Annotated in this window: 14 protein-coding genes; all 14 read right to left on the bottom strand. The window is 68.6% G+C overall.

Annotation, left to right across the window (positions count from 1 at the left end):
• Positions 1–5: 5 nt before the first annotated feature.
• Entirely contained in the window at positions 6–383 is a 378-nt protein-coding gene (locus HUK65_RS05225) for a hypothetical protein (protein WP_179905086.1), read from the bottom strand.
• A gap of 28 nt (positions 384–411) precedes the next feature.
• Positions 412–2,079 carry a DNA repair protein RecN gene (gene recN, locus HUK65_RS05220; protein ID WP_179905085.1) on the bottom strand — a complete coding sequence of 556 codons (1,668 nt, stop codon included), beginning with the start codon at positions 2,077–2,079 and terminating at the stop codon, positions 412–414.
• A gap of 104 nt (positions 2,080–2,183) precedes the next feature.
• Complete coding sequence (locus tag HUK65_RS05215) at positions 2,184–3,026, bottom strand: outer membrane protein assembly factor BamD (RefSeq protein WP_179905102.1); 843 nt, start codon at positions 3,024–3,026, stop codon at positions 2,184–2,186.
• Positions 3,027–3,146: 120 nt separating this feature from the next.
• Positions 3,147–4,067, bottom strand: coding sequence for a UDP-3-O-acyl-N-acetylglucosamine deacetylase (gene lpxC / locus HUK65_RS05210; protein WP_179905084.1), 921 nt, complete (start codon positions 4,065–4,067; stop codon positions 3,147–3,149).
• Between the two features lie 235 nt (positions 4,068–4,302).
• Entirely contained in the window at positions 4,303–5,994 is a 1,692-nt protein-coding gene (gene ftsZ, locus HUK65_RS05205; protein ID WP_179905083.1) for a cell division protein FtsZ, read from the bottom strand.
• Between the two features lie 164 nt (positions 5,995–6,158).
• The gene (ftsA, locus tag HUK65_RS05200; RefSeq protein WP_179905082.1) at positions 6,159–7,493 is read right to left on the bottom strand and encodes a cell division protein FtsA; all 1,335 of its coding nucleotides are present in this window, start codon (positions 7,491–7,493) and stop codon (positions 6,159–6,161) included.
• Between the two features lie 3 nt (positions 7,494–7,496).
• Entirely contained in the window at positions 7,497–8,768 is a 1,272-nt protein-coding gene (locus HUK65_RS05195) for a cell division protein FtsQ/DivIB (RefSeq protein ID WP_179905081.1), read from the bottom strand.
• A gap of 269 nt (positions 8,769–9,037) precedes the next feature.
• Entirely contained in the window at positions 9,038–9,988 is a 951-nt protein-coding gene (gene murB, locus HUK65_RS05190) for a UDP-N-acetylmuramate dehydrogenase (RefSeq protein ID WP_179905080.1), read from the bottom strand.
• A 51-nt stretch (positions 9,989–10,039) separates the two neighbouring features.
• Positions 10,040–11,011 carry an SPOR domain-containing protein gene (locus tag HUK65_RS05185; protein WP_179905079.1) on the bottom strand — a complete coding sequence of 324 codons (972 nt, stop codon included), beginning with the start codon at positions 11,009–11,011 and terminating at the stop codon, positions 10,040–10,042.
• A gap of 91 nt (positions 11,012–11,102) precedes the next feature.
• Entirely contained in the window at positions 11,103–11,735 is a 633-nt protein-coding gene (upp, locus tag HUK65_RS05180) for a uracil phosphoribosyltransferase (protein ID WP_179905078.1), read from the bottom strand.
• Complete coding sequence (locus tag HUK65_RS05175) at positions 11,732–12,733, bottom strand: adenosine deaminase (protein ID WP_179905077.1); 1,002 nt, start codon at positions 12,731–12,733, stop codon at positions 11,732–11,734. Before HUK65_RS05175 ends, upp begins: the two co-directional genes overlap by 4 nt.
• A complete protein-coding gene (locus HUK65_RS05170) occupies positions 12,730–13,935 on the bottom strand; it encodes a phosphopentomutase (protein ID WP_179905076.1) in 1,206 nt (401 codons plus the stop codon). The genes HUK65_RS05175 and HUK65_RS05170 overlap by 4 nt, the downstream gene beginning before the upstream one ends.
• The gene (locus HUK65_RS05165) at positions 13,932–15,221 is read right to left on the bottom strand and encodes a thymidine phosphorylase (protein WP_179905075.1); all 1,290 of its coding nucleotides are present in this window, start codon (positions 15,219–15,221) and stop codon (positions 13,932–13,934) included. The genes HUK65_RS05170 and HUK65_RS05165 overlap by 4 nt, the downstream gene beginning before the upstream one ends.
• Complete coding sequence (locus HUK65_RS05160; protein ID WP_179905074.1) at positions 15,218–15,610, bottom strand: cytidine deaminase; 393 nt, start codon at positions 15,608–15,610, stop codon at positions 15,218–15,220. The genes HUK65_RS05165 and HUK65_RS05160 overlap by 4 nt, the downstream gene beginning before the upstream one ends.
• Positions 15,611–15,765: the final 155 nt, after the last annotated feature.

Below are 15,765 nucleotides of genomic sequence, written 5' to 3'. Positions count from 1 at the left end.
CACATTCAGAGCGACATGATCCGCGCTTCGTCGCTGGCGCTCTGATAGTTGCAGCGCACCTCATAGACCTGCCCGTCGCGCGCGACACGCAGCATCACATCGCGCCCGGTCGGCTGGCCATCGGCGCCGGTGACGGCGCGGGTGCCCACCACCTGCTCAACGCGCAGACCCTGTGCGCGCCCCTGATCGACACAGGCCGATTCGGCGCGGCTGGCGGTGGCGACATCGCCCGGCGGTGGCGCGGGCGTGGCCTCGGGGGCGGCGGCGGGCGCGGATTGGGGGCCGCCGATCACGCGCATGGGTTGCTGCGGCTGCAGGCAGCCCGCCAGCACCAGCGTTGCGGCCAGGGCAAGGCCAAGCGGCCGGGGAAAAGAGCGATGCATCACGTCCTCCTGTATCATCATGCGCGGGTCATATCCGGGGTGCTGCGCCTTCGGGCAGCAGGGCCCGGGCTGCAGCGCGCGCGGCTTCGGTTATGCTATCACCCGCCAGCATCCGCGCAATCTCCTCTATCCGCTCATCAGCGGAAAGCGGCACAACCTGTGACAGGGTCTGTTCGCCGCGCACCCGTTTCTCCACCCGCCAGTGATGCGCGCCCAGGGCGGCGACCTGGGGCGAATGGGTCACCACCAACACCTGCCCCCCGGCGGCCAGCGCCTGCAACCGGCGGCCCACGGCATCGGCGGTGGCGCCCCCCACGCCGCGGTCGATCTCATCAAAGATCATGGTCTGCCCGCCATTTCCCCGCGCCAGACAGACCTTGAGCGCCAGCAGAAACCGCGACAATTCCCCCCCCGAGGCGATCCGGTCCAACGCGCCCGCCGGTGCGCCGGGGTTGGTGCGCACGACGAATTGCACCGCATCGCGCCCGTCCGGCCCCGGGTCAGCGGGCGTCAGCCGAGTAGTGAATTGCGCCCGGTCCATGCGCAGCGGCACCAGCTCTGCCTGCATCGCCGCATCCAGGTGTTCCGCCGCTGCAGCGCGCGCGGCGGTCAGCTTTGCGGCACTGGCGTCATAACGGGCTTCGGCGGCGGCAACCCCATCGGCCAGCCGGGTCAGGTCATCGCTGCCGCCATCAATCAGCGCCAGCCGCGCGCGCAGGCTGTCACCCAGGCTGTGCAACTCATCCGCAAGCACCCCATGCTTGCGCGCCAGCCCGCGCATGGCAAACAGGCGTTCCTCGGTGGCCTCCAGCGCGCCGGGGCTGAACTCAACGGATTCGATGGCATCCTCGATCCCGCGGGTGGCATCGGCCAGATCGTCCATCACCCGGCCCAGTGCGGCAAGAGGGGGGTCCAGCCGGTCCTCAAGCGCCTCGGCCGCATCCTCCAGCCAGCGCAGGGCATCGGCGATCAGCCGCTCTGCCCCCTCGCCCGAAAGCGCCTGATGGGCGCGGGCCAGGTCCTGGCGCAGGCGTTCGCCCTGCTGCATCAGGCGGCGCTGGCTGTCCAGGGCGGCCTCTTCATCGGGCTGGGGGTCCAGCGCATCCAGCTCGGCCACGGCATGGCGCAGGAACTCTTCCTCGGCGGTCAATTCATCCATCCACGCCTGGGCTTCGGATTGCGCCTTGCGGGCCTTGCGCAGCGCGGCCCAGTCGGCGCGGGTCCGGGTCAATTCCGCCTCCAGCCCGGCAAAGGCATCCAGAAACGCCCGGTGGTTGCGCGGGTTCAGCAGCCCCTTGTCATCCTGCTGGCCGTGCAGTTCCACCAGCACCTCGGACAGGGCGCGCAGCACCTCGCCCGAGGCGCGGCGGTCGTTGATCCAGGCGGTCTTGCGCCCGTCCAGCCCGTTCACCCGGCGCAAAAGCAGCGTATCCCCCGCGCCAAAGCCACTTTCAGTCAGGATCGCGCGGGCGGGGTGGTCCGGGGACAGGGCGAATTCGGCCACCACCTCGCCCTGTTCGGCGCCGGAGCGAACCAGATCGGCGCGCCCGCGCCAGCCCAGCACAAAGCCCAGACAATCCAGCAGGATCGACTTGCCCGCGCCGGTTTCGCCGGTCAGCACGTTCAACCCCGGCCGGAAGTCCAGCTCCAGCCGGTCGATCAGAAGCATGTCCCGAATATCAAGCGAGAGCAGCATCGGCTGAAGCGCCCCTTGTCAGACCCGCGGGGCGCAGTCCCTGCACCCCGGGGGTCGATTAAGCGGGGAATCAGGGCGGTTCAAGGGGTGACCCTGCCCCGCGCTCACAACCATTCGCCGCGAATGGACTGCCGATAAAGCTGGCTCAGCCAGCCATCGCCACCAGCGGCATCGGGTGCCAGGCCCTGCCCGCTCAGCAGGCGGAAGCTGTCCTCGTAGAAGGGATTGGCCTGGAAGTTGTGGCCCAGAAGTGCCGCCGCCGTGCGGGCCTCATCCTCGAACCCGAGGGCCAGATAGGCCTCGACCAGACGGTGCAGCGCCTCGGGGGTGTGGGTGGTGGTCTGGAAATCCTCGACCACCACGCGGAAGCGGCTGATGGCGGCGGCATAGTTGCGACGCTTCAGATAGAAGCGGCCGATTTCCATTTCCTTGCCCGCCAGATGGTCGAAGGCCAGATCGAATTTCAGGACCGAGGAGCGCGCGAATTCGGTGTCCGGGTAATCCTCGATCACACGGCGCAGGTGGCGCAGCGCCTGAAAGGTCACGCCCTGATCGCGCCCGACCTCGTCGATCTGGTCATAAAAGGAGATCGCCAGCAGATACGCGGCATAGGGCGCGTCTTCATCGCCGGGATAGGTGTCCAGGAAGCGGCGCGCGGCGGCGGCGCTTTCCTCGAACTCGCGCGCGCGGTGATAGGCATAGGCCTGCATGATCAGCGCCCGGCGCGCCCAGTCGCTATAGGGATACAGGCGCTCGATCTCGGCGAAATACCGGACCGAGCGTGACGCCCGGCGGCTGGACTCAAGCTCATGTTCCCCGCGCTGAAAGATCTCCTGCGCCGAGAACTCGGCCAGCGACTCATCAGGGCGTTCAGGCCCGCAGGCCGCAAGCGCCGCGGCAATGGCAAAAGCGCCCAAAAGCCGCAGGTTCCGCGCACCGACCTTCATATGCATTCTTCCCTGACTGCCCCTTTTGACCGATGGTCTAGCACAGAAAAAACCCCGGCGCAAAACGCCTTTGTGACCCTGTTGGCGGAAGTGAACGAAGGGTTGCGCGGGCGCCGATGCCTACGCGCTCAGCGGCAACTCATCAAAGGCGCGCAACCCGCCGGGAAGGCGCTTCTGGCAGGCCCGGGTGCAGCGTTCGCGCAGATGGGTGGACGGATCGGCCAGCAAGGCGCGCAGCACCTGCCCGGTCAGGGCATGGCCCGCGCGCAGGCCGGTGTAGCGGCCCAGGATCGGCGCCCCGGCCACAGCCAGATCACCCAGCGCATCCAGCATCTTGTGGCGGACGGGCTCATCGGCGTGGCGCAACCCGCCGGGGCTGAGCACCTGTGCCCCATCCACCACCACGGCATTGTCATAGCTGCCCCCCAGCGCCAGCCCGGCGGTCTGCATCGCCTCCACATCGGCGCGGCGGCAGAAGGTGCGGGAATCGCTCAGCTCACGCGCGAAGGCGCCATTGGCCATATCCAGCGATTTCACCTGCCGACCGATGGCAGGATCGGGGAAATCGATCTCGAAATCGATCTCGAACCCATCGGCGGGTTCCAGCCGGGCAAGGGCATCGCCCATGCGCAGCTCAACCGGGCGCAGGATGCGGATGATCTCAAGCGGGGCGCGCTGTTCGCGCAAGCCCGCGGCCACAAGCTTGCGGACGAACGGTGCCGCGCTGCCGTCCAGGATCGGAACCTCGGGGCCATTGATGCGGATCAGTGCGTTGTGAATCCCGCACCCTGCCAATGCGGCCATCAGGTGTTCGATTGTGGACACGCTTGCCCCGGCGGCGTTGACCAGCCGGGTGCACAGGCGCGCAGGGGTCCAGGTGTCGATGCTGACCGGGATCACGCGCTCTGCCTGCGGCAGGTCCATGCGGTGGAAAACGATGCCATGATCGGCTGGGGCCGGATCCACATGCAGACGCACGGGCAGGCCCGAATGCAGCCCGAAGCCCCGGAACTCTGACGATCTTGAAACCGTGACCTGCATTGCTTGCCCACCTTGCATATCAGTGACTGCGCACCGTTGACCGAAAGGTAAACAGCCACGACACAGGCCACAACTCACTCTTTGCAACTGAATGTAACACGGAGCGTCACATTTGGGCGGAACGCCGCGCGCCCCTGCAAACCCCCTTATAATGCATTGTTTCTAAAAGAAAAATGGCCGGGAAATCCGGCCATTTTCGATCAATTCGATTTCGCGCGTGATCGTTGACGCGGGGTCAGTTTGCCTGACGGCGCAGGAATGCGGGGATCTCGATACGCTCCTGATCGGCGGAGTGGCCGCGGTCCTCTTCATGGCCGGACACCGGCGGCTGGCTGCGCGGGCCGCGCGGCTGGGGCGGTTCGCCCTGCCCGGCCATGCGGCTGATCAGCGAACCGATACCGAAACGCCCGCCGCTTGCCCGGTCGCTTTCAGGGGCTGGCTGCTGCGGCTGGGGGTCTTCACGTCTGGCCGCGGGCGCCTTGCTTACCGCCGCCTGCAGCCGCGCCAGTGTTTCGGGCGAGGGGGCGCCGGGGCCACCATTGCGGCGCGGCGCCACGAAACGGTCGGCGCTGTCGCCATAACCGCCGCGCCCGCCACCCGATGCAACCCGGGGCGTTTCGTCCAGCACCTCGTCGATGTCGAAATCCCGCGCGTCATGCTCAGGGGCGGGGCGGGACTCGGCCTCCTGCCGGAATTTCAGCGGCGGGGTTGCGGGCTGATGCTGCGGCTCTGGGCTGCGGCTGTAGCTGCGCGCCGCGGGGCGCTCGGCATCATGCGGTTCGGCAAACAGATTGGGCTGAGGGTCATGCTCGGCCCCTTCCTCGCTGCGCGGAACGAAAACGGGCTCTTCGATCTCGACCTCGGGCTCGGGCTGCGGCTCGGGCATGGGGGCTTCGACAGCGGGCTGGCGCAGGGGCTCGGCCATGCGGCGGCGCGGCACATCAACCTCCTGGGCCGAGACCGAGGCATCGATCCCGGTGGCGACAACCGACACGCGGATGGCACCTTCCATTTCGGCATCGAGGGTGGAGCCAACGATGATGTTCGCCTCGGGGTCCACCTTCTCGCGGATGCGGTTGGCGGCCTCGTCCAGCTCGAACAGGGTCAGGTCATGGCCGCCGGTGATGTTGATCAGCACCCCGCGCGCGCCATGCAGGCTGATTTCATCCAGCAGCGGGTTGGCGATGGCTTTCTCGGCGGCCTGAACGGCGCGATCTTCGCCCGTCGCCTCACCGGTGCCCATCATGGCCTTGCCCATCTCGTCCATCACGGCGCGAACATCAGCGAAATCCAGGTTGATCAGACCGGGGCGCACCATCAGGTCGGTCACACCCTTGACGCCCTGATAGAGCACGTCATCGGCCAGCGCGAAGGCCTCGGTAAAGGTGGTTTTTTCATTTGCCAGCCGGAACAGGTTCTGGTTGGGGATGATGATCAGCGTATCAACCACCTTCTGCAGCGCTTCGACCCCTTCTTCGGCCTGGCGCATGCGCTTGTTGCCTTCGAACTGGAAGGGCTTGGTGACCACACCGACGGTCAGCACCCCCAGTTCGCGCGCGGCCTGGGCGATGATCGGGGCCGCACCCGTCCCGGTGCCACCCCCCATCCCGGCGGTGATGAAGCACATATGCGCGCCGGCCAGATGGTCGACGATCTCCTCGATCGTTTCTTCGGCGGCGGCGGCACCGACCGCGGCGCGGGCACCTGCGCCCAGCCCTTCGGTGACCTTGACCCCCATCTGCACCCGGGACCGTGCCCGGCTTTGCTGCAGGGCCTGCGCGTCGGTGTTGGCGACAACGAAATCGACCCCTTCCAGGTTCTTGTCGATCATGTTGTTGACGGCGTTGCCGCCTGCCCCGCCCACGCCAAACACCGTGATCCGCGGTGCCAGATCCTGCTGCTGATTTTCGATGAAGGTAAGTGTCATTGAATGTCCCGCCTGCTTTCGATCTGCGCCGTTTGCTTGCCTGTTTCGATGATTCTACAGCCCCCCGCCCCCGAGGTCATCAAAAAACTGCACGAAACCACCCATATCTGGGCTGTTTTTTGCCGCTTTTCGGGCGATATCGGAGTCCGCGCAGCATCTGGTGGTTACCAGTTGTCCCGGAACCACCGTAACGCGCGGCGCAAGGAGCGCGCCGGGTAGCGGTCGGCGGGCGCGTCGAAATCCCACCACTCATCCTGCGGATAGGCGGCGAACAGGCACAGCCCCACCGAGGCCGAGAACGCCGGCCCCGTGGCCGCCTGCGGCAGGCCATACACCCGCAACGGGCGGCCCATGCGCACCTGCGGCCCCAGAATGCGCGCGGCCAGCCCGTCCAGCCCCGGTGTCTGGCTGGCGCCCCCCGTCAGCACAATCTGCTGGCTGGGCAGATGGTCGAACCCCGCCGCATCAAGCCGCGCGCGGACCTCTTCCAGGATCTCCTCGACGCGGGGGCGCATGATGCCGATAAGTTCGGACCGGCTGACGGTGCGGCGGTCCTTGTCCCAGTCGCCGGAATTGCCGCCGATCTCGATCAGCTCGCGGTCATCCATGCTGGTGGCCTGCACCCCACCGTGAAAGGTCTTGATCCGTTCGGCGGTGGCGAAATCCACCTGCAGACCCTTGGAGATGTCATTGGTCACATGATCCCCGCCCAGCCGGATGCCGTCGGCATAGATCATGTGTTTCTTGATGAAGACCGACACCGCCGTGGCCCCGCCACCGATGTCGATGCAGGCCGCGCCCAGTTCCTGCTCATCCTCCACCAGCGCCGCCTTGCCCGAGACATAGGCCGCCGAGGCCACCCCGGCGAGCTCAACATCACAGCGCCGCAGGCATTGCACCAGATTGCTGACCACCGAGGTATCGACCGTCAGCAGATGCATGTCGCAGGCCAGGCGGCTTCCCGTCTGCCCGCGCGGGTCCGACAGGCCGCTGCGGTGGTCCAGGGCAAAATTCACCGGCTGGGCATGGAGCACATCGCGCCCCTCGCCGAAATCGGGCACCTCGCAGGCGGCCAGCACGCGGCCGATATCATCCTCGGCCACGGTGGTGTCTTCCAGCTCCACCTCTCCGGCCAGGCCATAGGACCGCACCGACCCTCCCGCCATGCACAGGATAACGTGATCCACCCGGGTCTGCGCCATCTTCTGCGCGGCCTGCAACGCGGTGCGCACGGCGCGTTCGGTTTCGGACATGGCCGCGATCTCGCCAAAGCGGACCCCGCGCGAGCGTGTGGTGCCCGCGCCGATCACCCGGAACCCCGCCTGCCCGGCCAGTTGCCCCACGCCAGATCCCTGCGCCGGAGTGGCCGAAGGGTCCAGCTTCAACACCAGCGCGGCGATCTTGAAGGTGCCGACATCCAGGATGCCGATCACCCCGCGCTGCATGGCGGCGCGGCGCATGTTGCGCATTGCTCTCTGGGCCTTGTAGGGGTCGATCATGGCTTACTCCGCGGATTGTCGGATACTGTACAGGGTGTCGAGCGCGCCTTCGCTCAGGCGCAGGACCGGGCGCGCGGGGTGGCGCAGGTCAACATGGGTGACATCGCGCGCCAGCAGGTCCTGCGCACGGTCCAGCGCCAGGGCGCGTTCCAGCGCAGGCATCGGGTCGATTTCGGGCAGCATGATGCGCTGGTCCCGGTCCAGCACCAGATCCCAGCGCCGTTCACCCACACGCACCAGCCCGCGCAGGCGGGACTGCAGCGGCTTGGCCACGGCGGCCAGTTCCAGCGCCTCGGCCACATGATCGCTGGCGCCATCGCCCGCCACCAGCAACAGGTCCGTCACGGCATGGCGCGCGGCCAGCCGGGCGATCCGGTGGCCTTCGGCGTCCAGCAGTTCCAGCCCGGTGCGGCTGCGCCAGACCACGGCGGGCTTGCGTTCGACGATGGTGACCAGCAGATCCCCGCCCGAGGCAATGCGCAGATCGGCGGTCCTGACGGCATCGATCGCCTCGACACTGGCGCGCAAGGCCTCCAGATCCATCCGGAACGAGGATAAGGGCAGCGACAGGTCCAGCCGCTCCATCACCATCGCGCGCAATTCGGGTGAGACATCGGGAACCGAGACCGTCCCCACCTGAAACTCGGCCCGGTCGATCAGGGCGGCATGCCAGCCTTCGACCGTTTCGACCATATAAGCACGCCGGGCCGGGTCGGCGGCGATCAGACCGATGCAGAAACCGATCAGCGCAATCGGGCTGCCCACGGTCAGCGAACGCCGGAAGGCCGGGGTCAGCCACATCCGGTTGAGCCTGTAGGCCAGGCGGCTGGGCGCGGGATCATGCGCCACCGCAGCCGCGCGGCGGAAGGGCCAGAAGCTCCGGGGAGCGGTGTCGCGGGCGGTGTCATGGGCCGTGTCACGGGCCGGGGGCGCGGACCGGGGGGCGGCGCGCTGTGGCGTTGCGCGCGCAGGTGCCAGCCGATGCCCCAGCGACCAGCCCGGCGCATAGGCACGCCGGTCCCAGGCAATCTCGCTGGCAAAGGCGGCGTCACGGTTTTGCGCCGATCCGGTGGCATAAGTGGACTGCCCGGGCCGGTGCCCTGCGGCGCGGGCCTGCCGGTGCGGGTCTGCGGAATGGATTTCGGCGGCGCGGGTGTAATCCTCGGCACCGAAAGGGTTGATCCGGGGCGATCCGGGCAGCGCCGGGCCGGGGCCTGCGCGCAAGGACGGGCGCGAGCCGGGCGGGCGGCGCAGCGGGGGCTCTATCGGCGGCATGGGCGCCCCCCCAGGCAAGGCGCGGGGCGGGACACGGCAAAAGGCACCGGATGCGCCACGCGCACCGGCACCAGACCTGTGTTCATCGCCCCCACTGACCGGAGCAGGTCCCGCGCCCCTGTCCGGCACCACGCGACCACCCGCCATGCAGCCCGGCTGCACGGCAAAGACATTCCCATTTCAGCGAGGGCTGCCCTGCTCGACATGCCCGCCATCTTGCCTGTCACGCCGCATGCGGCGCCCTCAAAACACACCCGTTTGCCGGGTCGTCATCTTGTCGTTGTCTGGCGCGCAGCCGGTTCGCCCACGCGCCGTATCTCCCATATTAGCGAAATTCCGCTGTTCTGCAAAACCCTTTTTCGAACTTCCTCGCCCAGCGCCTCCAGATCGGCGGCGGTGGCGGTGCCGGTATTGATCAGAAAGTTCGGATGCATGGGCGACATCTGCGCGCCGCCAATCTGAAACCCGCGCAATCCGGCATCATCGATCACCTTCCAGGCCTTCAGCTCATGGGTGTCATCGGCCGCGCCCGTAGAGCTGTATCCGGCGGGGTTGCGAAAGGTTGACCCGGCGCTGCGGTCCTTTGTGGGTTGGGTGGCATCGCGCCGGGCAAGCTGGTCCTCCATGCGGGCGTGCAGGGCTGCGGGATCGCCGCGCGGCGCCGCCATCACCGCCGCGGTGATTACCGCGCCTTCGGGCAGCGCCGAGCTGCGATACCCCAGCCCCAGGTCCGCCGCAGGGAGGGTCACCACCTGCCCATCGCGCAGCACGGCGCGCACATGGACCAGCCGGTCCGCCATATAGGTGCCGTAACAGCCCGCGTTCATGCACACCGCACCGCCGATACTGCCGGGAATGGTGCGCAGGAATGTCAGGTCCAGCCCGGCATCGGCAGCGCGGCGGGCCACATGGGCGTCCAGCGCCGCCGCCCCCGCCGTGACCTGACCCTCGGCGCAGTCGATCCCGTTGAACCCGCGCCCCAGCCGGATCACCACCGCGCGCAAGCCCCCATCGCGCACGATCAGGTTCGACCCCACCCCCATGGGAAACACCGGCACCGCCGGGTCCAGCGCGGCCAGAAAGGCCGAGAGGTCCTCTTCATCCGCGGGTTGGAACAGCCAGTCTGCCGGGCCGCCCACACGCAGCCAGGTCAGATCACCGAGCGGGCGGTTCGGGGTCAGGCGCCCGCGATGCGGGACAGATGCGGGATCACGGGTCATGCCCGGGTGGTAGCGCCTGCCCGGCGCCGTGGCAAGCGGGCAGGCCACGCGTCAGCCGCGCACAAAGGCATCCCGAAAGCCCATGGCCCGGACCGTGCCCAGCGCGCGGCGCAATTCCGCGTCATCGGCAAAGGGACCGATCAGGATCACCTCCAGCGGGCGCCCGCGCATCCGGGCAGCCTGCGACTGCACCGGAATGTCACGCGCACCGAGCGCCGCGCGCGTGCGCCGTGCATTGTCCGGCACCGCGAACGAGGCCACCTGCACATAGCGCCCGGGCATCGGCACGGCATCGGGGGTGGCGGCAGTCCGGGCCGGGGCCGCAACCGGGGTCACGGGCGGAGCGGCAGCGGCGGTTTCGGTGGCCTCGGGTACGGGTGCGGGTGTGGCCTCGGCGCGTTCGGCCTCCGGGGCGTCCGGGTCCAGCGGAATGTTCCGCCCCGTCCGGACCAGCAGGCGGTCAGGCTCGGACACGCAGCGCACCAGCAACCGCCCGTCTGCGGCGCGGACCAGCTGGCCATAGGGCACGCCCTCGGGGCAGTCCCGGTGATGGGTCGCCGCGGGTGGGCTGGGCGGGCGCGCCGTGGTGCGCGCCGCCGTGCGCCGGGGCGTTGCGGCCGGTTGCGGCGTCGACGCGGGTTCCTGCACCTGCGGCGCGACAACCACGATACGTTCATCCACGGGTTCGACATCGGTGGCAGGTTCGGCATCGGTGGCAGCCACCTGCGCGGGCTCTTCGGCCGGGGCTGGCGGGTGCGCTGCAGGCGCTTCGGGCACGCTGCGTACCGGCTGGGCAACTGCCGCACCGCCGTCGCAGACGGGCTTGGCATCGGCGCCGAAAAGCGGCACCCAGCTTACCTGCCCCGCAAAGGTGGACCGCAGGAACACGCAGCCCCGGCTGTCCACATAGCGGTTGGCCGTATGCGAGGCCGGCGGCGGCTCGGCCGGGCTGAGCCCGCTGCCCTGTGCCGATGAAAAATTGGTCGAAAACACAAGAAAAGAGGCAGCCAGGCTGCCGGTCATGAATCGCGCAAACATTGCATCCCCCAGATCAATGCAATGCCACAATGTCCCATGACATGGCGCGAGTAAACCCTGCGTGTTTGCCCCTGCGTTACCTGGTCCCGAACATGCGGTCCCCGGCATCGCCCAGACCGGGAACGATATAGCCTTTCTCGTTCAGGCGTTCATCCAGCGCGGCGGTGACGATGGGCACATCCGGGTGCGCCTCCTTCATGCGGGCCACGCCTTCGGGGGCGGCCAGCAGGCACAGGAAGCGGATGTTGCGCGCGCCTGCCTGCTTCAGCAGATCAATGGCGGCGGCCGAGGAATTGCCGGTGGCCAGCATCGGATCCACCGCGATCACCAGCCGGTCGCCCAGATCCGGGGGCAGCTTGCAGTAATACTGCACCGGCTGGAGCGTTTCCTCATCCCGGTACAGCCCCACAAAACCGACCCTGGCCGAGGGCACCAGCTCCAGAATCCCGTCCAGCAGCCCGTTGCCCGCGCGCAGGATCGACACCAGCACCATCTTGCGCCCGGCCAGCACCGGCGCGTCCATGGCGCACATCGGTGTTTCGATCTGCTTCATGGTCATCGCCATCTCACGCGTGACCTCATAGGCCAGAAGCTGGCTGATCTCGCGCAGCAACTGCCGGAAAGAGGCGGTCGAGGTGTCCTTGTCGCGCATGATGGTCAGCTTGTGCTGGACCAGCGGGTGGGTGACAACGGTCAGATGTTCGCTCATGGGGCGGGCTCCAGTCGGTTCAGGATGTCGGCGCGGGTGGCGGTGTCGCAGAAGGCGGCTTCGGCGGCAATGCGGTTGAGGGCGTGGAAATCGTCCGGGCCCCAGCCATGGGCGCGGGACAGGGCCGCATATTCAGCGCAAAGCGAAGTGTGGAAGAAGGGCGGATCATCGGTGGACAGGGTGAGTTTCACCCCCGCGTCGCGCAGCTTCGCCACCGGATGCGCGCGCCAATCCGCATAGAGCCCCAGCGCGATGTTGGAACCGGGGCAGACCTCCAGCACGGTGCCGCTTTCGGCCAGGCGCTCCACCAGCGCGGGGTCCTCGATGGCGCGCACGCCGTGGCCGATGCGGGTGACGCGCAGGTCATCAAGCGCGGCACGGACCGACTCCGGCCCGCCCCATTCGCCGGCATGGGCGGTCAGGCCCAGCCCGGCCTCACGCGCGCAATCAAAAGCCCAGACGAAATCGCGGGGCGCGCCCGCGCCTTCGTCCCCGGCAATGCCAAAGCCGGTGACGATGGCGCCGGCGGTTTCGGCGGCACAAAGCGCCGTGGCGCGGGCCTTGGCGGGGCCGAAATGGCGGATACAGGTGACGATCCCGCGCAGAGTGATGGCGTGGTCGCGCTGCGCCTGGGCGGCGGCCTCGGCCATGGCGGCCAGATACTCGCGCCAGGCGGACAGATCGCCGCCGCCGCAGAAATCCGGGGACAGGAAGGCCTCGGTATGGATCACGCCCTGTTCGGCGGATTGCTCCAGCACCGCAAGGGTCAGTCGGCGGAAATCCTCGGGGGTTTGCAGCACGGTGCAGGCGGCTTCATAGACCTGCAGGAAATGCCGGAAATCGCGGAAAGCGTAGCTGCCCTGCGCATCGAAGATGCCCGAAAGGTCCACGGATTTCTCGGCCGCCAGACGGCGGATGAGATCGGGCGGGGCGGCGCCTTCAAGATGCAGGTGCAGCTCTACCTTGGGCAAGGCGCGGAAGTCGTCGGCGTCGGTCATGGCAGGAAGCTCCGCCCCGGGCCTTGGCTTGGCACCCGAAGGTGCGCCGCGACCGAAGCCGCCACATCGACGAAGCCGCAATGCCCGATTTCGCCTGCGCCCGCGCCATGGACCAGAACCGGCACCCGTTCGCGCGTGTGGTCGGTGCCCGGTGCGGTGGGATCATTGCCATGATCGGCGGTTACGATCACCAGATCGCCGGGGCGCAGCCCGTCCAGAAACCCCGCCAGCCAGCGGTCGAAGCGTTCCAGCGCGCGGGCATAGCCGGACACATCGCGGGTATGGCCGTAAAGGCTGTCAAACTCCACCAGGTTGCAAAAGGTCAAGGATCCCTCCTCTGCATCCCCCGAAAGGCGGCTCATATGTTCCAGAAGTGCAAGATCGTCGCGCCCCTTGTGCAGCTGGTCGATCCCCTGCCCCGAGAAGATATCCCCGATCTTGCCCACCGCATGCACCCGCCCCCCGGCGCGCTGCACCCAATCGCACAGGGTCGGCGCCGGGGGCGTCATGGCAAAATCGCGCCGGTTGCCGGTGCGGGCGAAGCCCGTCGCCTCGGACCCCAGAAAGGGGCGCGCGATCACCCGGCCGACCCGCATGTTGTGCAGAAGCGGGGCAAGATCGGCGCAGAGCCGCCACAGACGCTCCAGCCCGAACGCCTCTTCATGCGCGGCAATCTGGAACACGCTGTCCGTCGATGTATAGCAGATCGGCCATCCCGTCCGCAGATGCTCGGCCCCCAGTTCGCCGAGGATGGGGATCCCGGCGGCGTGGCAATTGCCCAGGATGCCGCCGGTCCCGGCCAGTTCGCACACCCGGCGCACCAGTTCGGGGTCGAACGCGGGCAGCTTGCGGGGGAAGTAATGCCAGTCCCAGGGCACGGGGACGCCCGCAAGCTCCCAATGCCCCGAAGGCGTGTCCTTGCCCTTGGACATCTCGGTCGCCGCCCCCCAGAGGCCCTGCGGCGCGGCGCCCAATCCCGGCGCGCGCAACCCCGAGGCCAGTTCGATCGCCCGGCCCAGGCCCAGCGCGTCCAGCCTGGGCAGGCGCAGGGGGCCGGAGCGACCATCCTCGGCCCGCCCTTCGGCGCAGGCGACCGCGATATGACCCAGAGTGTTGGCGCCTGCGTCGCCGAAATCGGCGGCATCTGGCGCGCCACCGCAGCCCACGGAATCCAGCACTATCAGAAACGCGCGGGGTTTCATGCGACACGCTCCCGCACCAAAGCGGCGGGCGCCTCGGCTGGGCCGATCCGGCTGGCCGCGCGCAGGGCGCTGGCGGCGGCCTCTGCGCTGGCCGCATCGGCCGCATGCACCCGGGCCAGCGGTGCGTCCGGGCCGACATGCGCCCCCGGCGCGGCCATGTCGGCAAAGCCGACGCGGTGGTCGATCCGGTCCCCCTCGCGCCGCCGTCCGCCGCCCAGGGCCACAACCGCCAGCCCCACGGCGCGGGTGTCGATGGCCGCCAGGGTGCCGGGGGCGTCGGCAAAGACATCCACCTGCACCGGCGCCACGGGCAGGTAATCCGGCCAGCGTTCCACGAAATCCACCGGCCCGCCCTGCGCCGCGACCATCCGCCCGAAGCGTTCCGCCGCCGCGCCCGAGCGGAGCGCCTTGGCCACCCGCTCGGCGCCGCCGTCGATCCCCACCAGCGCCAGCGCCTCACCGCCCAGCGCGCAGGTCAGGTCCCACAGGTCCGGCGCCGCCCGTTCGCCGGTCAGCAGGCGCATGACCTCGGCCACCTCCAGCGCGTTGCCGCCCATCCCGCCCAGCGGCGCATCCATGCCGGTAATCAGCGCCGCCGTCCGGCACCCGGCCCCGTTCGCCGTATCCACCAGCGACCGCGCCAGCACCCGCGCCTGATCCGCGCCCGGCAGGAACGCGCCCGAGCCGACCTTGACGTCCATCACCAGCGCATCCAGCCCCGCCGCCAGCTTCTTGGACAGGATCGAGGCGGTGATCAGATCCACCGATTCCACGCTCGCCGTCACATCGCGGATGGCATAGAGCCGCTTGTCCGCCGGTGCGATCCGGGCCGAGGCCCCGACGATGGCACAGCCGATCTCTCCCACGATGGCGCGAAAGCGGTCCTCGGGCTGGTCTACGGTGTAGCCGGGGATCGCCTCCAGCTTGTCAAGGGTGCCGCCCGTATGGCCCAGCCCCCGCCCCGACACCATCGGCACATAGACCCCGCAGGCCGCCAGCGCCGGGGCCAGGGCCAGGCTGATGCAATCGCCCACACCGCCGGTGGAATGCTTGTCCACCACCGGACCGGGAAGCTCCCAGCCCAGCACATCGCCCGAATCGCGCATCCCTTCGGTCAGGGCGGTGCGCGCCGCATCCGAAAGGCCGCGCAGCTTGACCGCCATGGCAAAGGCGCCCGCCTGCGCATCCGACACCGACCCATCGGCCAGCCCCAGCGCAAAGGCGCCGATATCCGCCGGGACCGCCGCGCCATCGATCACCGACTGGATCACCTGCGCCGGGGTCACGTGCGGCTCATGTGTTCGGGGACAAAGGCACCGGGCAGCAATTCCTCCAGGGTCATGGTGCGGGTGGCGCCATCGGTGGTGGCCATGGTCACCGGCACATCAGGCCCGGCAAATTCGCGCAGCTTCTGGCGGCAGCCGCCACAGGGCGGCACCGGGTCCGGGGCGTCGGCGATCACCGCAACCTCGGCGATTTCGCGCTCTCCGGCGGCGCACATGGCGGCTATGGCGCCGGCTTCGGCACAGGTCCCCTGCGGATAGGCCAGGTTTTCCACATTGCAGCCCGTGAACACCGCCCCCGAGACCGTGCGGATCGCCGCGCCGACCTTGAAGCGTGAATAGGGCGCATGGGCATTCTCGCGCACCTCGCGCGCGGCATCCATAAGCGACATGAAACCTCCGTGACTTTTCAGACCCGAGTTTGCGCCGCGCCGCGCCCGGACGCAAGCGGCGCAAGGCAGCTTCACGCGACCTGCGAAGCCGCTGAGCCGGAACCGCCCTTGTCACCGGCGACATATGGTTCGATATTGCACCCTCCATACGGGAG

Source organism: Rhabdonatronobacter sediminivivens (assembly GCF_013415485.1).
In the GTDB taxonomy this organism is placed as follows: Bacteria; Pseudomonadota; Alphaproteobacteria; order Rhodobacterales; family Rhodobacteraceae; genus Rhabdonatronobacter; species Rhabdonatronobacter sediminivivens.
The sequence above is the reverse complement of the archived record's forward strand: the minus strand, read 5'-3'. Positions and strand labels throughout refer to the sequence as shown.

What these genes read in the sequence shown, in the direction of transcription:
- HUK65_RS05225 (WP_179905086.1), bottom strand. Translation starts at nt 383, where the DNA reads ATGCATCGCTCTTTTCCCCGGCCGCTTGGCCTTGCCCTGGCCGCAACG.
- recN (WP_179905085.1), bottom strand. Translation starts at nt 2,079, where the DNA reads ATGCTGCTCTCGCTTGATATTCGGGACATGCTTCTGATCGACCGGCTG.
- HUK65_RS05215 (WP_179905102.1), bottom strand. Translation starts at nt 3,026, where the DNA reads ATGAAGGTCGGTGCGCGGAACCTGCGGCTTTTGGGCGCTTTTGCCATT.
- lpxC (WP_179905084.1), bottom strand. Translation starts at nt 4,067, where the DNA reads ATGCAGGTCACGGTTTCAAGATCGTCAGAGTTCCGGGGCTTCGGGCTG.
- ftsZ (WP_179905083.1), bottom strand. Translation starts at nt 5,994, where the DNA reads ATGACACTTACCTTCATCGAAAATCAGCAGCAGGATCTGGCACCGCGG.
- ftsA (WP_179905082.1), bottom strand. Translation starts at nt 7,493, where the DNA reads ATGATCGACCCCTACAAGGCCCAGAGAGCAATGCGCAACATGCGCCGC.
- HUK65_RS05195 (WP_179905081.1), bottom strand. Translation starts at nt 8,768, where the DNA reads ATGCCGCCGATAGAGCCCCCGCTGCGCCGCCCGCCCGGCTCGCGCCCG.
- murB (WP_179905080.1), bottom strand. Translation starts at nt 9,988, where the DNA reads ATGACCCGTGATCCCGCATCTGTCCCGCATCGCGGGCGCCTGACCCCG.
- HUK65_RS05185 (WP_179905079.1), bottom strand. Translation starts at nt 11,011, where the DNA reads ATGACCGGCAGCCTGGCTGCCTCTTTTCTTGTGTTTTCGACCAATTTT.
- upp (WP_179905078.1), bottom strand. Translation starts at nt 11,735, where the DNA reads ATGAGCGAACATCTGACCGTTGTCACCCACCCGCTGGTCCAGCACAAG.
- HUK65_RS05175 (WP_179905077.1), bottom strand. Translation starts at nt 12,733, where the DNA reads ATGACCGACGCCGACGACTTCCGCGCCTTGCCCAAGGTAGAGCTGCAC.
- HUK65_RS05170 (WP_179905076.1), bottom strand. Translation starts at nt 13,935, where the DNA reads ATGAAACCCCGCGCGTTTCTGATAGTGCTGGATTCCGTGGGCTGCGGT.
- HUK65_RS05160 (WP_179905074.1), bottom strand. Translation starts at nt 15,610, where the DNA reads ATGTCGCTTATGGATGCCGCGCGCGAGGTGCGCGAGAATGCCCATGCG.